This is a genomic window from Candidatus Tumulicola sp. (genome assembly GCA_036490475.1).
In the GTDB taxonomy this organism is placed as follows: domain Bacteria; phylum Vulcanimicrobiota; class Vulcanimicrobiia; order Vulcanimicrobiales; family Vulcanimicrobiaceae; genus Tumulicola.
In genome coordinates this window covers 1,238,883-1,263,494 of record DASXDT010000006.1, presented here as the reverse complement: position 1 = coordinate 1,263,494, position 24,612 = coordinate 1,238,883, and the positions used below count along the sequence as shown (strand labels likewise).

Annotated in this window: 20 protein-coding genes; 8 read left to right on the top strand and 12 right to left on the bottom strand. The window is 62.1% G+C overall.

Annotated features, from left to right (window positions below):
- Window positions 1–3: 3 nt before the first annotated feature.
- Genes VGF98_13565 through VGF98_13550 form a run of 4 tightly spaced genes read right to left on the bottom strand, consistent with a single transcriptional unit; the run spans window position 4 to window position 6,011 of the window.
- Entirely contained in the window at window positions 4–1,824 is a 1,821-nt protein-coding gene (locus tag VGF98_13565) for a M20/M25/M40 family metallo-hydrolase (protein HEY1682667.1), read from the bottom strand.
- Entirely contained in the window at window positions 1,824–3,368 is a 1,545-nt protein-coding gene (locus tag VGF98_13560; GenBank protein HEY1682666.1) for a hypothetical protein, read from the bottom strand. The genes VGF98_13565 and VGF98_13560 overlap by 1 nt, the downstream gene beginning before the upstream one ends.
- Window positions 3,365–4,903: a hypothetical protein gene (locus VGF98_13555; GenBank protein ID HEY1682665.1), complete on the bottom strand. Its 1,539-nt coding sequence runs from the start codon at window positions 4,901–4,903 to the stop codon at window positions 3,365–3,367. The genes VGF98_13560 and VGF98_13555 overlap by 4 nt, the downstream gene beginning before the upstream one ends.
- A 49-nt stretch (window positions 4,904–4,952) precedes the next feature.
- A complete protein-coding gene (locus tag VGF98_13550) occupies window positions 4,953–6,011 on the bottom strand; it encodes a hypothetical protein (protein ID HEY1682664.1) in 1,059 nt (352 codons plus the stop codon).
- 136 nt (window positions 6,012–6,147) lie between these two features.
- Between VGF98_13550 and VGF98_13545 the strand changes: the two genes are divergently transcribed.
- A complete protein-coding gene (locus VGF98_13545; GenBank protein HEY1682663.1) occupies window positions 6,148–7,695 on the top strand; it encodes a hypothetical protein in 1,548 nt (515 codons plus the stop codon).
- Between the two features lie 20 nt (window positions 7,696–7,715).
- Here the strand turns inward: VGF98_13545 and VGF98_13540 are convergent, their stop codons facing one another.
- Window positions 7,716–10,529 (bottom strand): carboxypeptidase regulatory-like domain-containing protein, encoded by a 2,814-nt coding sequence (locus VGF98_13540; protein HEY1682662.1) that lies wholly within the window; start codon window positions 10,527–10,529, stop codon window positions 7,716–7,718.
- A gap of 28 nt (window positions 10,530–10,557) precedes the next feature.
- Window positions 10,558–11,208, bottom strand: coding sequence for a hypothetical protein (locus tag VGF98_13535; GenBank protein ID HEY1682661.1), 651 nt, complete (start codon window positions 11,206–11,208; stop codon window positions 10,558–10,560).
- 317 nt (window positions 11,209–11,525) lie between these two features.
- Here VGF98_13535 and VGF98_13530 point away from each other — a divergent pair, with 317 nt between their 5' ends.
- Both VGF98_13530 and VGF98_13525 read left to right on the top strand, forming a co-directional pair.
- The gene (locus VGF98_13530) at window positions 11,526–12,092 is read left to right on the top strand and encodes a DUF4142 domain-containing protein (GenBank protein ID HEY1682660.1); all 567 of its coding nucleotides are present in this window, start codon (window positions 11,526–11,528) and stop codon (window positions 12,090–12,092) included.
- A 115-nt stretch (window positions 12,093–12,207) separates the two neighbouring features.
- Window positions 12,208–14,028: a peptide-N4-asparagine amidase gene (locus VGF98_13525; GenBank protein ID HEY1682659.1), complete on the top strand. Its 1,821-nt coding sequence runs from the start codon at window positions 12,208–12,210 to the stop codon at window positions 14,026–14,028.
- A 33-nt stretch (window positions 14,029–14,061) separates the two neighbouring features.
- Here the strand turns inward: VGF98_13525 and VGF98_13520 are convergent, their stop codons facing one another.
- The 3 genes from VGF98_13520 to VGF98_13510 are packed head-to-tail and all read right to left on the bottom strand — an operon-like array spanning window position 14,062 to window position 16,333.
- Window positions 14,062–14,454, bottom strand: coding sequence for an ATP-binding protein (locus VGF98_13520; protein ID HEY1682658.1), 393 nt, complete (start codon window positions 14,452–14,454; stop codon window positions 14,062–14,064).
- 2 nt (window positions 14,455–14,456) lie between these two features.
- Window positions 14,457–14,783 (bottom strand): STAS domain-containing protein, encoded by a 327-nt coding sequence (locus VGF98_13515; GenBank protein ID HEY1682657.1) that lies wholly within the window; start codon window positions 14,781–14,783, stop codon window positions 14,457–14,459.
- Window positions 14,780–16,333 (bottom strand): SpoIIE family protein phosphatase, encoded by a 1,554-nt coding sequence (locus VGF98_13510; GenBank protein HEY1682656.1) that lies wholly within the window; start codon window positions 16,331–16,333, stop codon window positions 14,780–14,782. The genes VGF98_13515 and VGF98_13510 overlap by 4 nt, the downstream gene beginning before the upstream one ends.
- Before the next feature lie 274 nt (window positions 16,334–16,607).
- On the opposite strand from VGF98_13510, the gene VGF98_13505 reads away from it, so the two are divergent.
- Together VGF98_13505 and VGF98_13500 are read left to right on the top strand one after the other, a co-directional pair.
- Complete coding sequence (locus VGF98_13505; protein ID HEY1682655.1) at window positions 16,608–17,372, top strand: endonuclease/exonuclease/phosphatase family protein; 765 nt, start codon at window positions 16,608–16,610, stop codon at window positions 17,370–17,372.
- 30 nt (window positions 17,373–17,402) lie between these two features.
- A complete protein-coding gene (locus VGF98_13500) occupies window positions 17,403–17,594 on the top strand; it encodes a Thivi_2564 family membrane protein (GenBank protein HEY1682654.1) in 192 nt (63 codons plus the stop codon).
- On the opposite strand, the gene VGF98_13495 is transcribed toward VGF98_13500, so the two are convergent.
- Window positions 17,591–18,736, bottom strand: a complete 1,146-nt coding sequence (locus tag VGF98_13495; GenBank protein ID HEY1682653.1) for a hypothetical protein — start codon at window positions 18,734–18,736, stop codon at window positions 17,591–17,593. The genes VGF98_13500 and VGF98_13495 overlap by 4 nt on opposite strands.
- Before the next feature lie 34 nt (window positions 18,737–18,770).
- On the opposite strand from VGF98_13495, the gene VGF98_13490 reads away from it, so the two are divergent.
- Genes VGF98_13490 through VGF98_13480 form a run of 3 tightly spaced genes read left to right on the top strand, consistent with a single transcriptional unit; the run spans window position 18,771 to window position 21,863 of the window.
- Window positions 18,771–19,136: a hypothetical protein gene (locus tag VGF98_13490; GenBank protein ID HEY1682652.1), complete on the top strand. Its 366-nt coding sequence runs from the start codon at window positions 18,771–18,773 to the stop codon at window positions 19,134–19,136.
- A 5-nt stretch (window positions 19,137–19,141) separates the two neighbouring features.
- On the top strand, window positions 19,142–20,407 hold the full coding sequence (locus tag VGF98_13485; GenBank protein HEY1682651.1) for a PQQ-binding-like beta-propeller repeat protein: 1,266 nt from the start codon (window positions 19,142–19,144) through the stop codon (window positions 20,405–20,407).
- 22 nt (window positions 20,408–20,429) lie between these two features.
- Window positions 20,430–21,863: a hypothetical protein gene (locus tag VGF98_13480; GenBank protein ID HEY1682650.1), complete on the top strand. Its 1,434-nt coding sequence runs from the start codon at window positions 20,430–20,432 to the stop codon at window positions 21,861–21,863.
- Here VGF98_13480 and VGF98_13475 read toward each other — a convergent pair.
- Window positions 21,842–23,557 (bottom strand): glycosyltransferase family 39 protein, encoded by a 1,716-nt coding sequence (locus VGF98_13475; protein ID HEY1682649.1) that lies wholly within the window; start codon window positions 23,555–23,557, stop codon window positions 21,842–21,844. The two genes, VGF98_13480 and VGF98_13475, sit on opposite strands and share 22 nt — an antisense overlap.
- Entirely contained in the window at window positions 23,554–24,570 is a 1,017-nt protein-coding gene (locus VGF98_13470; GenBank protein HEY1682648.1) for a glycosyltransferase, read from the bottom strand. The genes VGF98_13475 and VGF98_13470 overlap by 4 nt, the downstream gene beginning before the upstream one ends.
- Window positions 24,571–24,612 lie beyond the last annotated feature (42 nt).

The window sequence follows — 24,612 nt, the reverse complement described above, 5'->3', positions numbered from 1 at the left end:
GCACTACTTCTCGGCGGTCAACAGTCCCGTTACGCCATCGAGCTCGGTCGCGGTCGACTGCACCGCGGCATCGACGTTGGTTTGCGAACCGGTCGCGATCGCCGTCGCGATCGCCGGGAAGGCCACGCTGGCATAACCGTTGGCCGAATACGCGACCAAATCGAGGCGTTGCGCTGCCTGTAGGGCTTGCGTCCCGCCATCGATACCGGACGCGTCGTAGGCTTGCGCCGCCGTCGCAAATCGCGCGATGGCGCCGGTGAGTTCGGGAGCGAGCGTTACCTTTGCGCTCGCGGCCGCTTTCGCCAACGTTTTTTGACCGGCTTGCAAGGCCGCCACGTACGGGTTGAACCGATAGCTAATCCCATCGGAGTTCGCCAGGCGTAACGCGATGATTCCGATGGTCTGCGCGATCGTACGGTGATGGACGAATCCCGGATCGGCGTACATCGAAGCGAATCTGTAGTCGTCATACGGCGAGTGATACGTGCCAAGCGGGCCACCATATCCCAAATCGACGATCGGCGTGCCGAGTTTGTAGATGAACGTGGTGAAATCGGAGCCGCCGGACGGCGCGTCGATCTCAGGACGCTGCACGTTCAACACTTGGGTTACCGCGGGAACGACGACCGTTTCAAGCGCGCCCGCCGAGGCAACGCCCAACGTCGGCCCGGATGCCGCCTCGTCGGTGTTGACGTAAGCGATGCAGCCGGCCAGCAATTCGGCACGATGCTTGGCGACGTAATCTTCCGAGCCCAACTCACCGACTTCTTCTGCGTCCCAACCAGCGATGCGAATGCTGCGTTTGGGCACCCAACCGCTCTGCTTCAAGCGTCCGAGTCCTCGCGCGACCTCCAGTAGCGCCGAGATTCCCGAACCGTCGTCGGTCACGCCATATACCCATGCGTCGCGATGGCCGCCCAAAATGACCGATTGCGCGGGATTCGCTCCGGTGATCTCGCCGATCGTATTCCATAGCGTCGTGCTTCGCAGGTTCAGCACGACATGCAAATGCACCAGCGAGCGCGTCGTTCCAATCGGATAGCGTACGTGCAGATCGCCGGCCCACCCCGGTGGACCGGCCACGCCTGTCGTATCGGCGATTAGTCGCGTCGCGGTGATGCCCGTAACCGGCAACACCGGAATCGATAGCGCGTGACTACCGGCCACGACGCCGCGCTGCACGACGCCCAGCGGACGGTACGGCCCGTTCGGATAAACGGCTCCCTTGCCGTAACCGTCGTCTTTCGGATCGGTATAGAAGATAACGCCGGCCGCGCCATGCGCTTGCGCGCGTTTAGCGAGACCGCCGCGAAACTCGGCACCGTACCGGACGATCGCGATTTTTCCGCGCAGCGAAACGCCGGCGCGAGCGAGCGTCGCGTAATCGGCATCCAAACCGCGGCTAACGTACACCGCGCGAGCGCGCACGTCGCCATTGCCGCTACCCGCGTTAAACGGCAAGCCCGCGTCGGAACGCGAGCCGTCGGGATCGACCGGAATCTTTTGGTCGTGCAGATCGAATGTGACGGCCGGAGACGTCAGCAGCTGCAGCTGCAGCACGCGCGGCGTATAGATCAAGGCCGGAAAGGATTCGATCCAGGCTTTCAATCCGTACTTGCGCATCGTGTCGCGCATGTATACGGCCAACCGGTAGTCGCCCGGCGTGCCCGCGTAGTGATACACCTCGTTTAACACGCGCGAACTGGCGCTCGCACCGGCCGACGACGGGATCTGCAGATACGCCGATTCGAGTCGAGCCTCGTTGGCCGGCAATGCCGCCAACGCCGTCGCGAGCACCGCCGCGAGCGCGGCATAACGGCGCATTATCGTTGGGGCAACTGCGCGTACCAGCGCTCGAGATCGGAGTGTAGTCGCGCCAGCGCGTTGATATTGAGGTACATCATGTGCCCCGCCGGATAGAATCCGTACGAAATGTGACGCTGCAGCGACGGCGGAAGATTGAGGTGGTCCAGCGCGTAGACCGTGGCGAGAAACGGCGTCACCGAATCGTAATAGCCGTTGGCCGAGTACACTTTTAAGTAGGGGTTGATGACCATCGCGTCGGCCAGATCAGGCGCGGTGTTGAGCACCGGCGAACCATTATGCTTGAAGTCCCACGGGCCGGCTTTTCGGATCGCGCTGTATGCGTCGGTGAGGTATGGAAGCGTCGTGCGATAGTTGAGCGTTTCGCGCATGTATTGGTTAGCCAGCGAAATGAACGGCGCATCCATCGTCGCGCCGGTCGCCTCGTTGTCCGGAAATTCTCCGGCGCGATCCAGCGAGAACAGCTGGTAGCGCGAGTCGTAAGCGCCTTCGATCTTGCCTTGCGACCGCCGGAACTCCATCAAAAAGTGCTCGCCGGAGACGCGCAGTTTCGCGTCGCGAATGTATTGCTGGGGAAGTCCGGTGTAGTGGTGCAGCTTTGCGACGATCGCATCGAACGTGGCCGGCACGATCGAGTCGCCGTCGTCCAGCGCGCGGCGATAGTCGCCCATCGCGAACGCGCTCACTTCCCGCATGTAGGCGCTCAGGCTCGAAGGAGCGCCCGAAACCGCGTGATAGTACCACGCGGTCGCCGCTTCGGTCGGCATGCTGAACACGTACTGCCAATCGTCGGTACTGGTGGCGCCGTACGTTTCGCGCGATGCAAGTGCGTAGTTGAGAATCGACGACTGCAGCACCACGCCGTTCATACCGACGCCGTCGGTCTCCAACGTATCGACAAGCATCGCCGTGCGAGGCGTGCCGTAGGATTCGCCGTACAGAACTTTCGGCGAGTTCCAACGGTTGAATTTCGTGATGTAGTCTTCCACGAAATCGGCGAACGCGCGGACATCGTTATCGGTGCCGAAAATTTTCTTGGCGTCGGCGCCCGGCAGGATGCGGCCGTAGCCGCTGGCCGGCATGTCGACGAACACCAAGTCGCTGGCATCGAGCAACGAATAACTGTTCGCGACGAGATGATACGGCGGCGGCTGCGTGATTGTGCCGTTGGCTCCGGTCACGGCCCGCACCGGACCGAACGATCCCATGCGTAGCCAAATCGTCGAGCTTCCCGGGCCGCCGTTGTAGAAAAACGTCACCGGACGCTTGGGCGTATCGACGCCGTCGCGCGTGTATGCGGTATAGAACATCGTCGCCGTCGGGTGGTTGTCGCTATCGCGTAACACGATCGTTCCGGCCCGCGCGGTGTACGGAATCGTTTTACCACTTAAGACGATCGAATGATGGGTGACCGCGTCGGGGATCACGTAACCCGACGGCACCGAAACCGGCGCGGACGATTGGGCAGGCGGGCGGGTGTGCCGCACCGCTCCGAGCGTCGCGACCAGCGCCAGCAGCGCGGCCGCATATTTGCGTACCATCATGACGCCGGCCTCAGCGCGGCTGCGTACCAACGTTCGAGATCGTCGTGCATCTGCGTCAGCACCGACGGCACCAAATACATCATATGTCCGCTGGGATAGTAGCCATAGGTAATGTTGCGTTGTAAGGTCGGGCCGATTCCGAGATGGTTCAAGGTGAACTCCGTTGCGAAATACGGCGTCGCGAAATCGTAGTAGCCGTTGGCTGAGAAAATCTGCAAATGCGGATCGAACGTCATCGCGTGGGCCAGATCCGGCGAGACATCGGTCACCTGATTGCCGTTATGTTTGTGGTCCCACCCGCCGCCATCTTGAATAATGTCGTAGGCGTTCGAACGGTACAGCAGCGGCGTGCGATACGCCAACGGCCCCCGCAGATAATCGTTGACGGCTGCGGTAAACGGCCCGTTGATCGCGGCCTCGGTCGGATCGTCGTCGGCGCGATCGGCGAGACCGTCGAGCGTATCCATCGAGAAGCGCGAGTCGAGCCGTCCGACCAGGACACCTTGACCGCGCAGCAGTTCGGCCTGAAAGCGTGGGTACGGTACGCGTAGATTCGAGTTGCGAATAAACGCTTCCGGCAGGCCGGTGTACTGGTGCAGCTTGGCGACCACATCGTTGTACGTTCCGGCGTCGAGCGTCGAACCGCGCGCCAGCGCGTCGGAGTATTCACCCAAGGCGAACTGTTGGACGGCCGGCAGCAATGCATCGAGCGAGGCCGGCGCATTTGGCAACGCGTGATGGTACCACGCGGTCGCCGCCATCGTCGGCAGATAGAAGATGAAATGGCTGTCCGGCCCGCCGATCGCAGCCGCGCTCGTGAGATTATCGAGGCCGAAATTCAAAATCGACGACTGCAGCACGACGCCGTTCAGTGCGATGCCGCCTTGTTCTAACTCGTCGGAGAGCGCGGCCGAACGCGTGGTTCCGTAACTCTCTCCGTACAAAAACTTCGGTGAGTTCCAACGGCCGAACGTCGAAACGTAGCGTTCCACGAATTGCGCGAACGCATCGGCGTCTTTATCGACCCCAAAAAAATCCGACGGTTTGCCCTGCCCCGAGATTCTTCCGAAACCGGTAGCCGGCATGTCGATAAACACTTCGTCGGTGCGGTCGAGCAGCGTGCTCTCGTTCGGAACGATGCGATACGGCGGAGGCCCCGGCATCTGGCCGTTGGGCGTCACCACGCGCATCGGGCCGAACGATCCCATGTGCAACCACATGGTCGAACTTCCCGGACCGCCATTATAAAAGAACGTGACCGGACGACTGGCCGGCGCCGCGCCGTCGAGCGTATACGCGACGTAGCTCATCGTTCCGATCGGCTGCTCTTGTTTGTTATACAAGGCCATCGTTCCGACACGCGCGGTATAGTCGTACGTTTTAGAGGCGATCGAGAGGCTATGATGCGTGACCGCGTCGGGCACGCTGGGCGCCGCAGGCTCGGGAGAGGCCGCCGCAGATGGATGTGCCGGCGCGGCGCCGGCACATAGCAGCAACGTCAAAGCGAGGACGGCGTACGATTTATGTTCGGACATCGGTACCGATTCCGCTTCGGCCGCCGGTACCGGCCGTCCTACGCGTTCGTTACTTCCAATATCCCCACGCCGGAGACGGCGCCACTCCGGTCACCAGTTCGCTCGGTGAAAGATCGGCGGTATAGCTGTAGAGATACTTTCCGCCCGGATACTTGAAGACGTCGATCGAGCCATTGTCGGCGTCGCCGCAATAAACGCGATTCTCTTGCGGGCCGAGCGGACACCAAATCGACGAGCCTTCGATCGGCGACGTCGTGGGCGAACCGGTGTACGGCGGCGCGTAGACGTCGAGCGTCAGCGCTTCCCAATCGGTGATGATCAGGTTACCCTTCGAATCGAACGCGGGAACCCCCGGTAAGCCGAGGTTAATGCCCGACAGCACGGTTCCCGGCATCTTGCCCTTAGGAAACTCGATGACGGTACCGACGTTCTGCGTCGTAAGGTTCGACACGTATACGTTGCCGAGGCGATCGCTGTTAACGCCGAACAACGAGTTGAAGGTCGGATCGCTCAAGGTGCGCTTGAATTTGCCGGTAGCCGAATATGCCGCGACCGTCGGCGGACCGCTGTGATTGTTGATGTTCATCACGTAGACGGTGTTACTGCGATCGAAGCCGACGTCGGCCGGTTCGCCGGTGGTGTCGGTAATCGTCAGCAACGCCGCGCCGCAGTTGGGGGCGTACTCGGTGACGGTGTCGTTGATGCCGTTGGGCACCCACAAATTCTTGTGGCGATCCACGCGGATGCCGTTGGTCGATTGCGCCGGCACGCAGTTGCTAGGCGGCACGTTCTTTTTATTGTTACTGTTATCGAACCAGAGCACGCTCGAACCGCCGAACTGAGCGACCGCGACGCCAGTCTTCACCGCATCCGGCGCCGTACGCAACGACGCGCGGCGGAGCCCGTTCGGGACAAATCCTTGCGGCCACTGCGACATCACACCGCGCGCGTCGATCATCGGGCGATAGGTGGCGGCGCTCGGCCGCGACGCGGCGGCCGGAGCGAATCCGCTGGAGCTTTGCGACGCGCCGCCGGAGCAGCCTGCGGCGAGCAGCGTAACGGCGCTGGCGGCGCTTGCCGCGCGCGTCAAACCGGAAAAACGTTTCATGCTGGGTCTCCCTATGGATCGGCGTTTTCGTTGACGGCACTTCTTCCGGATCGCATCGCAGTAACTAGCCGCTGTAGTCTCTCGTTAGTCCCACGTCCGGCCGGGTAACGCACGCATGCGAACCGAATCGCACAGCATGATAGACAGCTCGCGGGTGAAGCGCCGCGCCGCCGTCACCCTGCTTCGCGGCTTGAAAAGCCGCTCGGCGCTTGGACGGGCGAAGCCGGCACTGCTCGCTTTGGCCGGCAGCGACGACGGCTACGCACCCAACCAACTGGCAGCCGCGATCGAAGACGTGTTGACGCAACTGTCGTCCGAACCGAACGGCCGGCGTCGCTTCGACGTCTTGCGCCGGTGCGACGTCGACCGCGAGCCACACGACGCGATCGCCGACGACGTCGGAGTTTCGCGAAGCCAGTTCTATCGCGATTTGCGCGAAGCACGCGAACGCTTCGCCGACGCGATCGCCGAACGGCTGAACGGCGGCGCGGCCCCGGTGATCGATCCACGCTTTCTCGCCATCGAAGCGTTACGTGACGGTGGACAATACGCGCGAGCGGCCTCCATGGCCGACGTGCTGGCACGCGCCGGCGACCGCGAAGACGCGGCGCGCGCGTTGTGTTTACGCGCCGATCTCGAAATCGAAAGCGGCGACTTTCTGGCGGCACGCCAAACCGCGGGACGAGCAAAACGCCTGGTCGACGGAGCCGATAACACCTTGCGCGAAACGGTCGAGGCCGAATGCGAGTTGGCCGACTACGAAGCGGCGTATTGTTTGGGATCGCCCGAATCGCCGGACCTGCGGCGCGCGGCGATCGCGCGCTTACGCCGGTGCGTGGAGCGGGGCAACGCTTCGCTCGCTCCGGTCTTGGTAAAAGCGTTGATTCAAGAGACGTCGCTGCAGTTCGGCCAAGGCGACGTCGCAGCGGCACGATCGGCGGTCGACGAAGCCGGAACGCTAGCGCGCAAGTTTCCGCTCGTCGACCGCCGGCTCGCAGTCGACGTGCGTATTCGTGCGTCGGGTTTGAAAGCACTCGACGCCGGCCGCGTCGGCGCCGCGTTGGACGACGCGCGCGGCATCGTCGCCGATGCGGCTCGGCAAGGCGACGTGCGCGCGCTGCGACTGGGACTACAAGCGATCTCGTCGCATCTGTTGACGCTCGGAAACGTCGACGAAGCGAAACGCCAAGCGTTGGAAGCGTGGGCCTTGATCGATCTGTTCGGAAGCGAACTCGACCGGCTGGTCGTGCTCTCGAGCTTGGCGCGCATCGACGTGCATCGCCGCGACGGCTATGCCGCGCTGGAGTGGATCGCGTTAGCCGATCGTTCGAGTTGTAACGCGTTTACCGTACGTCAAGCGTTGTCCGTATCGCGCGCCGAAGCGCTGGCGCTTACCGGACGCCCGCAGTCGGCAGTCGATCTGGCGCGCGAGGTGCAAGCGCGCTCGCAACGTTGGCCGCGCGTGATCGGCCGAGCCAAAGTTGCCGAGGCGATCGCGTTGAGCGGGTTGCGGCGGGGCGCCGAAGCCCGGCGTTGCAGCGAACGTGCGATTGAGTTATCGCGGGACGCCGGTCCGCTACTCGAGTTGCACGCATTGGATCTCAACGTGCGTCTGACCGGAAATCCGCGCTCGTTGCATTCGCTGCGAATGCTGCAAGCAGCACTGCATGGCGCGTCCGCGTAACGAACGCGCCGTCGCGCAGCTTACTTCAGGCGGTAGCGTAACCGGAACTCAACGGTACGCGCCATCGGATACCCGAGCGGCATGTAGCCCTGCGTTCCGTAGCTCCAAGGAATCGATTGGCGGATCGCATTCTCGCCTTTCGGAGTGTTGTAGAAGTAGTTGGTTGGAATGCCGTTTCCGTACGGATACGAGGTGCCTTTCGGGCACTTCCCACCGCAGACTTGTTCGGCATAATACTGCGACCAGATCGGATTGCCGCCCGTATAGCCGGGCGGCCCGATCAAGTACTGGTTTCCGATCAGCTGCTGCGGCGTGGCGACGCCGAACAAGTTGACGATGTCGACCGATGCCATGAGCCGCGGCGAAAGGTCGCCTTCGATGTGCAGATTCGTGATCAGCTGCGGTGTCGTGCGTAGCGAGTTCGGATCCGCCCCCTCGCCGCCGCCGAGGTTCGCAATATACGGATTGACGCCCGCAACGCATCCGGGTTTTCCGCCCACCCTCCCCGGCACTTGATTCAACGGGCAGTTCGGATTTTTTAGGAAGTAGTAGTTGTAACCCGGGTTCAGATTGTTGTCGTTGGGGACTTGGATCGGTACGCCTTTGGAGTTGAAGATCCAAACGTCGGCCCCATTACCGTACGGATAGCCCGATTCATACGAAAGCTGCGGAGTAATCCGCAAATGCCTGTGAATAAAATCGGCCTCGTAGGATAAGCTCGCTGTAAAATCCGGAACGTACCCGACCGGAAAGAGATGCCCGGCCGCCTGCGCCGCAGCGTTGAGACTGTTCAGCGCAAACTGCGCCGCGCTTCCCGAGTACGCTTTCACCACGTTGGTATCGAGTGTGAAGCCGGCTCGCTTGACCCAGAGTTCGAAACCATGCGCCCTGAACTCGCCCGCGTTGGTGGGAACGCCGACGCCCAGCGGATTCTGCCCGGCGTTCACCGCTGAGCGAAAGTTGACCGGCAAAACGTCGATGACGTTTGCCTCGTTATAGGCGTAGTACGTAGCGCGGAACTGCGTCTTGCCGCCGCCTTCCAAGGAATAGGTAAAGCTATTTCCCGTTTCCGGCGCCAGCGCGGTGAACGGCGCCGGATTGGTGGTGTCGTAGCGGTCGGCTTCCAGCGGTAGCGGGGCCACACTGGTGCGGTCGTAGGTGGCTCGAAACGAGTACTGGCTGCCAACGCGGTATGAAAACGCAAGATGCGGGTCGATGAAGTTCGCATCGTAGATATAGCCGCCGCTCGGTACGATGTGATTGAACTCGGTTCGCAGGGTGCCCGTTACATCGAGCCGGCTGCCGATCGAATAGGTATCGCCGAGGTACAGCAGTTCGGTAAAGATGGTCGGGTTCGAGTGGATGAACTCGTCGGCGGTCGGGACCAGTTGATACAGGTAGCTGCTATTGGTGGTGTACTGCGCGCCGTACTTGATGTGGTTGCGCGAATTGGCGTAGTCGTCGACGTCGTAACTGGCGCCAAACAGCTTTCCGCCTTGAGCGGCTTGCAGCGAAATGCTGCCGTCGGGAAAGCTGTCGTCGTCCCACCACGCGCCGCCGCTATTCGAACCGAATTGCGACAGATAGGTCTGGAGACGCGCGGTGGTATGCGCGCCCGTATGCACCCATTGAGCCTTGAGCACGCTGTAGTTGCCGAGCACGCGACCCGGCGTATTCGCCAGCGCGTTCTGGTCGCAGCCTCCGCACGGGAACTGCGTCACTTTACCGTTTAAAAACCCGTTGGTTTCACCGGCAAATGGAGTCATGTAATAATCGTAGGCGGCGTTTCCCCATACCCCGAGAACCGAGAGATCGTCTTTCGGCGTCAACTGAAAGTGGATGTTTCCCGAAGCGGTAGAATCGCCACGCGATTGCAACGCCAACCCGTATCCACCTTCGGCCGGATAGAACGTGGTGCCGTCGCCGTACGATAGGTACTGGTTTTGACCGCCGGCAGAAAACGCATACCGCCACCGAAGATCCGGCGTCGCGCCGAGGTAATCGAACTCATATCCCTGGTTGAGCGCACCGACTCCGTCCCACACGTCGAGCGTCGACGACCCGGGATACGTACCGACGGCGGGGATTTGATCGATCACGCCGCCGAGCGCGTTTTGACCTTCGGCTTCGAATCCGGCCAGCGTGGTGGTCGTCGACCCGACTCCGGTGGTAAAGAGTTGCGCGCTATCGATCGCGCCGCCGGGTTCGGCGACGAGGCCTTGCGGAATCGGCACCGAGTCGTAATCGAAGACGGCGTCCTGGATTTTCGTGCCGCGCAAGATGGCATTTGCAAACGCGTCCTGATCGACGCCGGGAACCGTCGCAATGGCACCCTGAACGGTGCCTTGCGTATATTGCGCGACGCCGGCCGCGCCGGCTACCGGATAGGTCGCCTTCGCCGTATCGCCGGTTACCGTAAACGTATCGGCGGTGGAACCGACTGCAAACGCTTTGGCACTCGAGCGAACGGAAGCGATCGTTTTGAGCGTTACCTGCATCGTGAACGCGACGGCCTGCGTTTGGCCGGCGAGCACCGTTACGCCATCGCGCGTAGCCGACGAATACCCGGCAGCATCGCTCGAGACGCTGTACGTATCGGGAGTGATGTTGAGCAGCGAAAATCGCCCGCTCGAATCGGTCGTCGCCGCATACCGGCCGGATGGTGATTGCGCCAAAACGTGCGCTCCGGCGACCGGTTTGCCGGTAGCGGTGAGCACGTTACCGAGGATCGCGCCGGTGGTGGATTCGGCAGCCGGCGATGCGATCGGCAGTATGAAAAACAGAAAAGCAACAACGGCGAGAATGCGCCGCGCGCGTGTCAGGAGTGGTGGCATGAGCCGCCTTTCCGGCGGCCGCAGCCGCCTAAGTCACAGTGCTATCGGTCCAATGGAACGATCGTAACGGCGGCGCACGAAACGTCAGCACACCTAACGAGAACAGCAACGAACGGCGTGCAACACGAGACTGCCAGGCCCAAACGAAGTCGCGCGGCGGTAACGAATGCCGCACCAACGACAGAAAACGAACCAGCGTTTCGATTGCAATCTCGCCCGCCGCGACGGCCAGGCCGAGACTGAAGCGAACGACCGCAGCCACGAGCGGCGCGACGATACAATAGGCGGCGAGGATCGCCGGGGCGTGCTCGATCAGAATCGAGCCGGCGTCAAACGGTGCGGTTCCGCCGCACTGCGTCTCGAGCGCTTCTTTCACGACGATGATCGCGCACGTGAGCGCCAGCGTTCCGGCGACCATCGCCGCACGTTCCCATCGAGCAATCCGAGAATTCGATGCGCGACGGCGAGGCGACGCGACGATCGCAACCGCCAACGCAATGAGAATGAAGGCGGACGCGCCGGCAAACCAAGCGACGCCTTCCTCGTGGTAATCACGGGAAGATCCGCCGAGCCATCCGAGGTTCGAGAGCATGGCGACGCTGCCACCCACCAGGGCAGCGCTTGCCATAGCCGTCGCGATTGCCGACCAAATGCGGATGACCCGCTCCGAAAGCAGCACGGGCCTGCAGTACGGGTCGCCGTCCGTGCATCCTTCAAATGCAAGCGCCGCGGCCTCGCTTTGGCGCCGAACGCACGTGGAAGATAACGAACGTCATAAACCGGCGGTCGAAAGTTTGACGAACCCCCTGTAGGGTACGATGCTTGTGTAAGAAAGCAAAAGGATCGGTCCAATGCACTAACTTACCGTGATCCCGAATCGGGGCCGCACTCGCGGCCCCGATCTTTTTTCGGTACGAAGCGAGCGGGTGCTCGGAATGTGCGGAAAGAGAAGCGATGGGTACGATGCTTACAACAATTTACCGATAAGGAACGCTCATGAAATTTTTCAGCGCACTCATTGCCGTCGCTGTGGCGGCCATATCGATACCGGTGTTGGCGCAGACCGGTGAAGGCTCGAACGCTTTCGACCAAAAATTCGTCACGATGGCTATGCAGTCGAACAATACTGAGATCGATCAGGCGCACGCCATTTTGGCAAAACACCCAAACGCCAGCGTCCGGCTATTCGCGAACACGATGATCAAAGACCACACCACCGCAAGCAGCACGCTCGGTGCCATCGCGCACAGTTTGAATCTCAGCTATCCAAACTCGCACGTTCAGACCGGCAGTTCCACCGGAGCGGGAACGCCACCGCCGGCTTCAGGTTCGGGAGCGGTGATGTCCACGACGTCGGCGCGTTCGTACATGCAATTGCAAGTCAAAGAGCATAACGACGCGATCGCACTGTTCCAAAACGAAGCCCGAAACGGCGGATCGGGACAGTTACGCACGTTTGCAGCCGACACGCTCCCGACCCTCAAAGCCCATCTCGCGATGGCCAACCAATACCTCGCGAGCGGCACGATCACACCGAAACCGACGCCCACCCCGGCAATGTAGCTTCGGACGCACGCGACGCGTGGCGGCGGACTGCATCTCCGCCGTTGCGCGTCGAGGAGTCGCTTGGCTCCTGCGGAAACGCATCAACCCCTGGCACTTCCTCTAGGAGGTTCGGATGCGTAATTATTTCCGTCGTATGGCGCAGTGGTCGGCCGTAATAGCGCTGACCGCAGCCGGCACCGCCTGTGCCGGCCACGACAACAGCGCTTCCCTCTTTCCACAAGGCACGAGCGCGCAAAGCGCCGCGCTCTCCGGCCCGCTCTCGCTGTCTCGCAGCGCACAAAAAATGCGCGGCATCGTCGGACGCGGCGGCATGCACGCTACAGGCTCGAGCAATTATCCGGTGACGGCCGATCCGCCCATCTCGCACCCACCGGTAACGCCGTGCGTCGATAAACTGTTCAACCCGCACACGCCTCCGCTCTCGACCGGCGGTTCGGACGTCGGCACGTTTGCAGACTACGGCGATCACCCGTTTAACTACGCGCCGCCCGCGAACTGTCCCGGTCCGTATGCGAAGATCGTTATGAAGATCAAGTTCAGCGTTACGGCCGGTATTCAATACGATCGCACCGGCGCCGTGTGGATCGGCGGCACCAACGTCTTCTTCGGAACGACCTCCGAGCCGGGCCCGGGCATGAGCCCCGCGTGGACCATCGAGCGCGACGTTACCGAATATGCGCCGGCGTTCGCGAATGCCGCCCCCGCACAAGCGTCGGTATATAACATCGTCAACTCGCAATACACCGGCATCATCTACGGTACCGCCGAGCTGGATTTCTATCCGGCCACCAAGCAATATCCGGCGCCTTCCGACGTCGCCGATGCGGTGTATCCGATGGCGGCCGGCGCGGCCGGCGGCTACGTGTACTTAGATTCGCCGACCGATCAGCTCACCGGCACGTTCTCGTTTCCGCAAAACGTGCAGGCAGCGTATCTCGACGTCTTCCTCGAACCGCAAAGCAACGACGAGTTTTGGTACTCGTGTTTCCCCAACGATTTGGCCGAGAAGCTGGGTAACTGCGGCAACACCGGTTTCCGCGAAGGTGAAGTGTCGGTCGACGGACAGCCGGCAGGCGTCGCGCCGATCTATCCGTTCATCTTTACGGGCGGCTTCGACCCAAATCTGTGGGTTCCGATTCCGGGCGTCAACACGCTCAACTTCAAGCCGTATCGCGTCGACCTGACGCCGTTCGCCGGGACGCTCGACGACGGTAACCCGCACACCGTTTCGGTGTCGGTCTTCAACGACGACAATTACTTCGCAACCAGCGGCGCGCTGCTGATTTACGAAGATCACGGTTCGTCGCAAGTGACCGGCGGGTTGATTTCCAACGGCACCGCGGTAACCCCAAACCAAGTCGTCACCGAGCACGTGAAGTCGACGCCGTCGGGTGGCGCGCAAGGAACGATCGAGGTGTCGGCCACGCATCCGGTTAGTTTGAACGGGTACGTCGTCACGTCGAAGGGGCGCATCCAGACGCGAGTGACGCAAAGCGTCGCGTTCGACAACCATCAATCGATCGTCGACACGGATTCGCAATACAAGCAAAACATCAAGCAGACGATGACGCTTACGTCGAACGTTTCGACCCAAACGAATGGGCGCTCGTACCAGTCGCACGCGCAGCTCAGTTGGCCGCTCAACGTCGGCTACAACTACACAGTCGGACAGAACAGCGCCAAGCAGGTCGTGTCGATTCTGCAAACTCGGACCGGCAGCGGGTACGACCAACAGCGTAAGAACGCACAAACGTGGCTCCAGCAGAATACCGTCAATGCCACCGATACGCTGACCATCATCGGCCAGGGCGCCACGCCGAGCGACGGCAAGAGCCGCCAGCAATACAAGTCGTCGAATGTCGACGGCTCGTGTTATGCCAAGACGATCACGTCGGTTAACTACGTTCTCAAGAATATCATTAAGGGCTGCTAGTGACCCCGTGCGGCGCCGGGTTTCCGGCGCCGCCTACGCGCTTAGTTTGAAGAACATCCGGAGCGCGGTTCCATCGGCCTCGTCCGCGTCCAGCTCGATCGACTGCGCGATGGAACGGACGATCCGCAAACCGAAACCTCGATCGATGTGCTGCACGACCGGCTTGTGACGGCCACCATCGATTACGTCGACGGCCAGCGTTCCATTCGCGTCGAGCCGCGCCCGTAGCGACACGTCGGGGATTTGCGAACCGCGATACCCATGCTCGACGGCATTGGCCAGCGCTTCACCGACGGCCGTGATCACGTCGACCTGTTCGACTTCGGGAACCTCCAGCGCCGATAGAAAGGCCACCAACGCATGGCGCATCGGCTTGGCCGCGTGCACGTGCGCCGGACGCTGAAGCTTCAGTTCGCCGCTAACCACGCCTAGGATGCCGATTCTAAGTAGCTGAGGGCTTCGCCGCGATCGGTAAAGATCTTGAACACTTCGTTGAGGCCCGCGTAATGGATAATGCGATCGAGTTGCGGGCTCGTCGCGACGATCGCCACCGGAACGCGCTCTCGTTCGGCCTGCGTGCTAAAGCGTAGCATCTCGGTGAGAGCGGTAGAGTCGGCGTACGTGACCTCGCTCATATCTAACAGGATCGCGCGCGCCGATGCGCCGATCACGAGCGCGGCGTGCAACTCGTCTTTGCGCGCGACGTCCAGCTCGCCGGCCAACTTGATCACTTCGAACGTTGAACGATCGCTCATGACGCCAATCCCCACAATGCGGCAACGCCATTTGCGACGCCCGGTCCGTCCGGGGCGAGAGATGTTTGCTCGCCACGCACCTCGCCCCGGAACGAAGCGTTTCCGTCCTCGGCGGAAACAGTCATACCCAGCCGCCGGATCAGCGAAAAGCCGATCGTGAGGATGGCGACGTCGTCGGATGCGCCGTGATCGCTGAAGATCGAGCGATAAATTGCTTCGGCCGCGTCGTCGACCGTGGACGTTGCATTCGCCGCTTGCAGCAACAAGCGCTCCCCTTCCAAAATATTTCTCGTGTGTTCGATGACGCCGTCGGTATACAAGATGAACCGCGCGCCGGGGACGGTCTGAACGCGACGCGTTTGATACGAACTCTTTTCGGACACGCCCAACGGCAATCCGCCGAAGGCGAGCAGTCGTGCCGGCCGGCCCGGTTCGATCAGTACCGGCGGCGGATGGCCAGCCGTCGCATACAAGAATTCGTACCGTTCGGCGTCGGCGATTCCGACAATCGCCGTCGCAATCGGCGCTTGCGGGCCTTGTGCTAGGATGCGATGGTTCACGCGAGCCAAAATCGCCTCGGCATTGAGATCCGTCAGCGCGCCCGACAACATCTCATTGCGGACGCGGCTCATTGCGACCGCCGCCGACAAACCGTGACCCGCGATGTCGCCGATGCTGAATAATATGCGATTGTTGCCTATGTCGAACGCATCGTACCAATCTCCGCCGACGCGCGCCTCGTCGGTCGCCGGCACGTATGTCGCGCTAAAGCTGACCGCGGGCGATGCCGGCAACTGTTTGTGCGAGAACGCTTCTTGTAACGTGTCGGCGATGCGTTTCTCGGCCTCGTAGGCAGCCCGTAAACCGCGCTGCGTCGCCAGCAACTCGCGTTCGCGCATCGACTGCTCCAGTCGTTCCCGACGCTGCACATCGATCCGATTCCATGCACGCGTTTGCGCGTCAGCGAAGATCAATCCGGTTGCGAGCAATAAGAGGGCCGAGAGCCCAACGATCAAACCGAGCTCCACGAGATCTCGCTGATAGGCTTCCTGCAGCAACGAGTTTTGCGCGTCCATCGCGATTTGGAGGCGCGCCATCTGCGATCGGAAACGATCCACCAACACCTTGCCGAGACGCGCAGACTCCAGCACCTTGTAATGGCGATCGCGAATCGTCGGGGCGGCAACGATACGCAACCATAGGTCGTTCGTGTCGCGCGCTGCTTCGACGTCTGCCAGCCCATCGCTCATATGCAACGCCTGGAGACGGCTCGCCAACTTTGGGAAGATCGACGGCAAGTTCGCGCGGCCCACGTTGTAAGGCTGCAAGAACTCCGCGTCGCCGGTGGCGGCATAACCGCGGATACCGGTCTCTTCATTCAGCTGCGATTCGATTGCGCCGAACACCAGCGTTCGCGCACTGCGAATCTGCTGACCGGTCGCGAACGATTGCGCCACCGAATTTCGAATCGCAACGCCGCCGAGCACGAGTCCGACAACGATCGCCACTAATACGAATAAGAGCAGTATTAACGGTCGCCGCATCGTCATCGCAAGTCAGTTACTGCGCGGGTTGCGCCGTTCCCGCGACGATCTCGCGCGGTTCCCTGGGCGAGCGCGATAATGACTACGAATTCTCGGCGCCTGCGTGCTCGTCTTCCTGATCCTGGCGGTTCGGAGACTCACTCGAATCTCCGTACGTATCGCGCTGCTCGCGAATGGCTTCGGCCGGCGTTAGGGGCTTGTCGCCCCGTGGCACATCGGGTTTTATTGTTTCATCCATCTCGACAGCAGGGATACCCGGCCCGGCGCGAATCGAACCGCGATGCGCGTCCTAGCCCTCAACCTGCGCGCCGGCGGAAGCCGCAAGAAGCTCGGCGGACTGCTTGCGGGAACGCTCGAGCATCGACCAGACGTCGTGGTGTATTCCGAGTTTCGCGATACCGCTGCTGGCGAGTTTTTGCGATCGGGCTTGCGTGCGGGAGGCTTGGAGCATGCTGCCTGGTCCGGTTCCGCCGCGGATAACGGCGTGTTGATCGCCGCGCGCACCCCGTTCGCCTCACTCGTCAATCCGTTCGGGCTGGAACCGGACGAATATCCGGACGCCGTTGTGCGAGCGCGCTTCGAAACGATCGATATCTTCGGCGTCTATCTGCCCGGACAAGACCGCAAGCGGCCGCATCTGCGGTCGCTGATCGCAACAGCGCAACGCTACAACGAACGCGGTGCGCGCGCGTTGTGCATCGGCGATTTCAACTCCGGCCGCAACGAGACCGACATCGAGATCAATGTCCGGACCGGACGCCTGGCCGACGAGTTTAGCACCGCCGATCTCTACGAACAACTCGAGCGATATTGGACCGAGGCGTGGCTCTCAGCCCATCCCGGTCAAATCGACTATAGCTGGCAGCCCTTCCGTCGCGATGCCAAGTACGTGGGCCGCAGCGGCTGGCGGATCGATAAGGCCTTCGTTTCGGCCGCACTGCTGCCGGCCGTTCGCGCGGCGGAATACGACCACTCGTTTCGCGAGCTTCGACTCACCGATCACTCCGCGCTGATCGTCGACCTGAACGAGCCGCCGGCCATGTGAATCCAGGCGCTATGCGGGGTACAACGCAGCATGCCGTTATTAGAAGTCGTTATCGTCCTGATCGTGGTCGGCGTCCTATTGTGGTTGATCAATACCTACATTCCGATGGCCGGACCAATAAAATCGATCCTCAACGCCGTTGTTGTGATTGCGGTCGTCGTCTGGTTGCTGCAAGTCTTTGGTCTGTGGAATTCGGTCGCGCACTTTAAAGTCGGTAGCTAGCCGCGATGCGGGCACGGCCTCGGCCGGCTGCCCGCCGGAATGCGGTACGGATTGGCCGGCGCGTACATCATCGGATGCGGGCGATCGCCGTCGACGGTCACATCGTACGACGGCTCGTCGCCGCAGTGCCGTATGAAATCGTAGCGATCGCCCGGGCCCAGGCGCGTGACGTGGAGCACCGACGAGACGAACGGCTTTCCCGCTACGATCCTTCTGGCGGCGTGCTCTTCGATGGCGAAGGCGGATCCGGAGTGAAACTGGACGAGCAACGTGCCGACGCCGCGTCTGTCGATCACAACCGAGCCCGCTTCGTCGACGCCCAGGCCATAGGCGACCGGCGGCTGCTTTGCCACGCGCCCGTCGGCGATCTGTCGCGCGACGAATACCGCCTCGCGCCCAAATCGATTACGAGCGACGAAATGCGGGTCTGTAACCGTGTCGCGCAGCGGCGCGAACCGCAGAAAGTCGTATGTGAAGCTAATCGTGTGCTCGTACGGATCGTGCACCGCGTTGTCGGTCGTGGTTTGTTCGTCACCTTCGGCGACCGCATCGAAGACGTCGCGGCCAAGAATTGACGCGCCGGCGCTCGTGCCTCCGACTGCGCCGCCGCGATCGTACACATTTTGTACGGCCGCCTGCAGCGGCGTGTTCTTCCAGATGACGTACTCGGCTTGATTACCGCCGGCAAAAAACACGATCGTCGATCGCGAAACAATCGCGGCAGCGTGCGCGATGTCACCCGCGGTCGCGCACGGCGGCAACTTGATCGTTCGTACCGACCAGAATGGCGCCTGTCGATAGATGTAGTCGTCGTAGTCCTGGCTGCCGTCGGCCCGCAAGACAACGACGTCGCCGCCCCGCCGCGTATGCGATCCAACCACGGTGTCGTGCATCCAGACGAACTCCGCGTCGACGTCGGTTCCGCCGCCCCCGATCACCAATCCCGGACCGTGCGCGACGGTCAGATGCGGATGCGGCACGCCCTTCGGCGCGTAAAAGCGGACGTGGCAGCGCGAGCTTCCGGGCGTTTCGATCGATGCGGACGTCGAGGCCGGCACGGAGGCGCGTCCACCGCACGCAGAGAGCACGCTCGCCAGCAGCACGATTAAAGGGACTAGGCGGCCGTCGCGTAAGTTTTTCAATCGTTCAACCTAGCATCGAGGAGTTATCGACCGCATGAAATCTCCGGTCATCCGTTTAGCGCTGTTCGCGTTGCTGGCAGCGGCAATGCAAACCGCAGCGCCGGCCGCATCAGCGGTGACGCTTTCGCCCTCAACGCTCACGTTCAAACAAGCTGCGGCGGCGTGCAGCGGCGCGCTGGGAAGCGTTACGTTCACGCTCGGACACGCACGCTCGTCCAGCTTGGCGGGCGTCACCGAGCAGGTCGACACGTCGTCGTCCGGCATCGATACGATTACGTTCACGCGTTCCTCCTCAGGTGCGTCGGCCGTCGTCACGGCCAACGGTCACGATCACACCGTTTCCGCAAAGAACGTGCAGGCGAAGTGGCACAACCAACTCGCCTGCGTCATGCCTGACTAGTTCCCTTGTTTCGGTCATCATCCGTCGTCGCGGGCGCACTTTTTGTCGCGCTCGCGCTTTCGGCTTGCAATCATGCGGCCTCGAGCGCTTCGCCGGTCACCTGGACGATGTATCAGAACGGCTTGACGCATAACGCGGTGCTTCCTTCGCAACTTCCCGAAACGACCTACGCGATCGACACGGGAGCCAAGATGAACGGTGGACTCGCCTACGACGGACGCTGGCTCTATGCGGCAACGTTTGCGGGCGATCTGCTGGCGATCGACCCGGCCAACGGCGCGGTGCAATGGCGCACCCGCGCGGACGACGTGCTGATGTCGAGTCCGATCGTCGCCGGAGGCATGGTCTTCGTCGGCTCCGGGACGAACCGCCAACTGTGGGAACGTAAGGGATCGGCGGCATGGGGACGGCCGTCGGGCAATCACTGGTACGCCTTCAAAGCCGATAGCGGTGCGGCGGTATGGCAGTATCCGACCGTCGGTGAAGCGATGCCCTCGGCCGCCTACGACAATGGCGTGTTGGTATTCGCGACCGGTGATAATTTCGCGCAGGCGGTCGACGCGCTAACCGGTCGATTGCTTTGGAAGACGCAGGTACCGGGCGTCCCGACGATGGCGTCGGCGATGATCGATCGCGGGGTCGTGTTTCTCGCCGCGACGCAGGGCAAACCGGAGGTCTACGAGATCGGCCGCAGCCATACGCTCGCGCTGGATTTGCACACCGGCGCGATTCGCTGGAGCGCTCCATACGGTAACGGCGACTGCACGCCGACGGTCGCGCAAAACATGGTGTTCGTCGAGTCGGCCAAAGACGGCCCGAAAGGTCCGCTCGAAGCCACCGGCAACAACAGCGTGGTCGCGCTCGATGAAACGACCGGCAAAATGCGCTGGCGCTATACCAGCGCAACCGGATACTACACCGCAGTCGGTTCCAACGAACGCGCGATCGCCGGCACGTACGACGGCGGCGTTCTCTATCAATCGATTCCGGCGACGTCCGAGTTGCTCGCGTTCGACGCCGCGACCGGACGCGTGAAGTGGCACATGCACACCAACGCTTCCGTCAAGATGAGCCCGGTGATCGACCGCGGCAGCGTTTACGTCGGCGACACGGGAGGGGTGTTCTACCGGCTCGATGCCCGCACCGGCGCCGTACTCGCCGCGGTTCCGTACGACCGGCCGTACACCACGTCGCCGCCGGTCATTCTCGGCAAGACGCTGTTCGTCACCGACACGGAGTACTTACGCGCTCTGCCCCTGTCGAACTTCTAGCAGCTAGCCGAACGAACGTCAGATGAAAACGACGAGCCGCGCGCCTTCGACCTGGTGGTCGAAAGCGATTGCGGTTTTTTTGTTGTTGCTCGGCATCGCGGCGTTGCGCGACCTCGCGCGACTCAAGGCCGATCTGCCGTGGAACGTCGCCTACGATCTGCCGGAGTTCTACTGCGCCGGCCAAGTGCTCGACTCCGGACACGATCCGTATCGCTACGAACCGATGCGTACGTGCGAACATCGCGTCGTTACGTCGCCGTCGTTCCGCGCGAATCCGGCGATGGCGATGCCGGCTCCGCAGCCGCCGTACGATTTTCCCGCGCTCATGGCGCTCGCAATAGTTTCTTATCCGGTCGCGCGAGCGTTATGGTCGCTGGCAATCGTTGCGGCGCTAACGTTGGCGTCGTTTGCGTTATGGCGTTTGGGCTTGCCGCTCGGCGCAGTTCTTGCCGCGTTGATCCTATCGGCTGGTTTCGAAGAAATCGACGCCGGGCAAGTGGTGCCGTTCGCGTTCGTTGCGTTAGCCGTTTGCGGATGGATGTTGGCCGGCCGCCGCGACGCATGGGCAGGCGTCTTTGCCGCGGCAACGGCAATCGAACCGCATCTCGGGACGCCGGTCATCCTGGCGACGCTCCTGTTCGTTCCGCGGGCCCGCGCAAGCGCGCTTGCGGTGCTCGCATTCTTCGCAATTACGGCGTGGTTGGCGGTCGGTCCGAGCGCGTCGGCGGTGTATCTCACGCAGGTGGTGCCGGCTCAGGCCGGCGCCGAACTCGTGTTTCCGCTGCAGTTTAGCCTGAGTTACGCGCTGCATTTCTTCGGTGCATCGAACGGCGTCGCGTTAGGTGCCGGATTCGCTTCATTCGCCGTTCTCACGCTCGCGGGATTGGTGATGGCCCCGCGCCTTTCCGAGCGCCTTCGTCGCCGCGAGTTGTTGGTGTTTTTTCCAGCCGCAACCGCGGTGATGGGCGGCGTGTTCGTGCACGTCGTCGAGATGTGTTTCGCCATACCAGCAGCGTTGACGTTCGCGCTCTACGCGCCCGGGTGGTGGCGCAGGCTGGCGATCGTAGCGACGGCCGTGTTGGCGGTGCCGTGGGTTCTCGTCGCGGGCATCAAAAAGTTATGGCTCGCGAGCGTCTTCGTCGTGACGGCATGTGCGTATTGTTTACGCGCCGGAGTGTGGACCACGGTAGCGATGGTCTTCGCATTTGCCGGCGGCATCTATTGGTTGGAGCTGAATCCGCCGCAACTTCCGCATCCGGCGCCGCTCGCGGTTGGTGCGTTTGCACCCAATTCGCTGCTGCAAATTGAATGGCATGCCGTGATCGCGGGGCTCGAAACGCACCAGCCGTTATGGCTGATCTCGAAACTGCCGGTGTGGTGCGCGCTAATGGCGGTGTTTGCGATCGGCGTACGAATTGCGTACGGCCGGACATTTCAATCGCAACCGCTGCCGTAGTATAACAGCAGCACGGCGCGCTGATCGCTCGCGACCAGGCGGCGCTGACGCCCGAATGTCGGGCCGAACGTTTGCGGCTCGCCGGTTTTTGGCAATGGCGCAACGACCCAGACCCGCGGCGCATTGCAAATCGCAGCGTGCGGATCGACGCCATCCGCGCTTCTTGCACGCGATCCGAAAGGCGCCAGAACCTCGACTTTCGGCGCGGTATAAAACAACAACGCATTTCCGCCCCTGGTATTCTGGATGGCGACGATGTCGCCGGGCAGACGTTCGCGTTGCACGATCGCGGCAAGACGCGGCACGGGTTTAAACGCCTCGGCCGCCGGCAATAGCACGATCGCCGCGGTATCCATTGCGACGATGGCGGCGGCAGCCAACACGACCGGTGCGGCCCAGGCGGTCGAGCGCGACGCGATCAGAACCGTCACCACCAGTGCGAATAGGAATATCGCCGCGCCGAGCGCGCTGAGTACCGGAAGGATCGCCGCGGCGGCGGCGTGCAGCTTGTTGTCGCTTACGAACGCCGCGATTGCGATCGCCAATCCGCCGATCGTTACCGGCACGAACGCCGCCGAGATAACCGCCGCTCGATTCGGCCCGGTGGTGACGATGTCGTCGAAGTACAGCGCCGTCAGGAGCGCGAGCGCCGGAAATTCGAGAGCAACATAGTTCGGTAGCTTCGTCTGCGCCAGACTGAAGAACGCCAGCGGAAGCACCATCCATACGAATGCGAGGCGCAACAACCGGGCTCGCGCGGGGTCGACGCTGCCGCGGAGGAGTTGCGTTCCTCGAACGATCGCCATCGGAAAAAATGCGAACCACGGAAAAAAGCCGAGGATGATGACGGGGAGGTAATACCAAAGCGGGCCGCCTTGATTTTCGATGATTCCGGTGTAGCGCCCGATCGTATATTGCCCGAAGAGAATCGCGAGCGGTGCCATCGAGAACCCCTCGGTGGACGAGAGCAGCACCGGCCACGGCAACGAAACGGCGAGGAATACCGCAGCAGCCAAGACACACGAGCGCACGGATGGCGCGATGGTCCGTTCGTGGCGGCGATTCCAAAAAAAGTACGGAATGATGACGAGCAGCGCTACGACGGGAGCGACGAATCCCTTCGCTAGGAAACCGAAACCCGCGGCCGCGGCGCCGTACGCATGATACCGCGCTCTGCCGCTTTGCAAGCCGCGAAACCACCAAAAGATCGCCATCGAGACCGTTAAATCGAGCAATGCGTCCATGATCGCCAACCTGCCGATCACCGCTTGCATCACGCACGTCGACAATAAGAGCGCGGCGTAAACGCCGGCTCGTACGCCGACTTGACGCGAGACCGCATAGCCGGTCATGGCCGACAATGCGATGGTTGCCAGTGCCGAGGGTAAACGCAGCGAGAACGCGCTCACGCCAAACGCCTTCGCGCACAAGGCCGCTAGCCAAAAATACAGTGGCGGCTGCACGAAGTACTTCGAGCCGTTGAAGTGCATGATCAGCCAGTCGTGTCTGAGCAGTATTTCGCGCGCTACTTCGCCGTACGTCGTTTCGCTGTTGTCCCAAAGCGTACCGAGACCGAGCCCCGGCAACACGATGAGGGCCGCGATGAGACCGCCGACAATCGCCGCCACCGCCGGCGACGAAATTCCGGGAATCCCGGATCCCGAACGCTTCGGCGACGTCGAGTCCGAATTCAATGCGAGCGACTTTTCAGGGCGATGTCGTAGCCGCGAAGCGTGTTTTGCGCGACCGCACGTTCCGTGAACCCAGCTAGGCGTGTATCCAAATCGTCTCCCGAACGTCTCGGCGGCAACGCGAGCGCGCGTTCGACGGCAGCGCGAATGCCGGCCGGATCCTCCGGATCCACGTACAGCGCGGAGTCGCCGAGATACTCTCCCTCGGTGCCGTTGGCTGCCGCTACGATGCGGGCGCCCATCGCCCCGGCCTCCAGCGATACGAGCCCTGGAAATTCGAACCACGACGGCAGAACGTGCACGGCCGCGCGAGACATGGCGTCGAGTGCCTCCTGACGGGTCAGCTCGCCGATCCATTTGCGCCTGCTGCCCAGATAACGTTCGACGATTTTGAAATACTCGGGCTCATAACACGCTCCGACCAGACTCACGTCGACGTCGAGGTCGCGCAAAGCGTACAGCAAGGCCGCCTGATTCTTCATCGGCTCGACACGCCCCACGCAGAGGACGCCGCTGCGTGCCTGGGAGCCGTGGTTTCCGACCGGCACGTCGACGGCGTGATGCACGACGACCATCGGCCGGTCCGCAAGCCGCATCGTTTTGCGCAAGAGAAACGACTCGACGACGCTATTCGGCAGCAACACATCGGCGGCGCGCATGATCCTGCGTTGCAGTTCCAATCGAACCGCGTACTTCCGGCGCTCGTTGGGCCGTAGAAAACGATCCGTTTTCGTGTTTCGAAAGCGCTGCAAGCCCGCTGCGATACGCTTTTCCGGGCCCGCCAAGACTGCATTCATTCCGCGCGACCGGCCGAAGAAGTCGTACAGAGGCCACCACATCGGCGAAAGAGCGGTGGGGACGCCGGCGGCCTTACACGCTTCGACCTGCTGTTGCGCATCCTCCGGGTCGTACACGCCGAAGACGTGTGCCAAATCGTAACCGCGCGCGTCGGGGGCGAGCGTCGCGTCGATATCGACCGCTACGCCGGCCGCCTCTACCGCTCGCTTCGTGAACAATACTTGCGTCTTCGCACCGCCGGGTTGCCGGAAAGCGTTTGG

Coding starts and splice junctions, on each gene's coding strand:
- VGF98_13505 (HEY1682655.1), top strand. CDS start 16,608: ATGCGCGTCCTAGCCCTCAACCTGCGCGCCGGCGGAAGCCGCAAGAAG.
- VGF98_13560 (HEY1682666.1), bottom strand. CDS start 3,368: ATGATGGTACGCAAATATGCGGCCGCGCTGCTGGCGCTGGTCGCGACG.
- VGF98_13555 (HEY1682665.1), bottom strand. CDS start 4,903: ATGTCCGAACATAAATCGTACGCCGTCCTCGCTTTGACGTTGCTGCTA.
- VGF98_13545 (HEY1682663.1), top strand. CDS start 6,148: ATGATAGACAGCTCGCGGGTGAAGCGCCGCGCCGCCGTCACCCTGCTT.
- VGF98_13480 (HEY1682650.1), top strand. CDS start 20,430: ATGAAAACGACGAGCCGCGCGCCTTCGACCTGGTGGTCGAAAGCGATT.
- VGF98_13550 (HEY1682664.1), bottom strand. CDS start 6,011: ATGAAACGTTTTTCCGGTTTGACGCGCGCGGCAAGCGCCGCCAGCGCC.
- VGF98_13500 (HEY1682654.1), top strand. CDS start 17,403: ATGCCGTTATTAGAAGTCGTTATCGTCCTGATCGTGGTCGGCGTCCTA.
- VGF98_13525 (HEY1682659.1), top strand. CDS start 12,208: ATGCGTAATTATTTCCGTCGTATGGCGCAGTGGTCGGCCGTAATAGCG.
- VGF98_13510 (HEY1682656.1), bottom strand. CDS start 16,333: ATGACGATGCGGCGACCGTTAATACTGCTCTTATTCGTATTAGTGGCG.
- VGF98_13515 (HEY1682657.1), bottom strand. CDS start 14,783: ATGAGCGATCGTTCAACGTTCGAAGTGATCAAGTTGGCCGGCGAGCTG.
- VGF98_13530 (HEY1682660.1), top strand. CDS start 11,526: ATGAAATTTTTCAGCGCACTCATTGCCGTCGCTGTGGCGGCCATATCG.
- VGF98_13565 (HEY1682667.1), bottom strand. CDS start 1,824: ATGCGCCGTTATGCCGCGCTCGCGGCGGTGCTCGCGACGGCGTTGGCG.
- VGF98_13490 (HEY1682652.1), top strand. CDS start 18,771: ATGAAATCTCCGGTCATCCGTTTAGCGCTGTTCGCGTTGCTGGCAGCG.
- VGF98_13540 (HEY1682662.1), bottom strand. CDS start 10,529: ATGCCACCACTCCTGACACGCGCGCGGCGCATTCTCGCCGTTGTTGCT.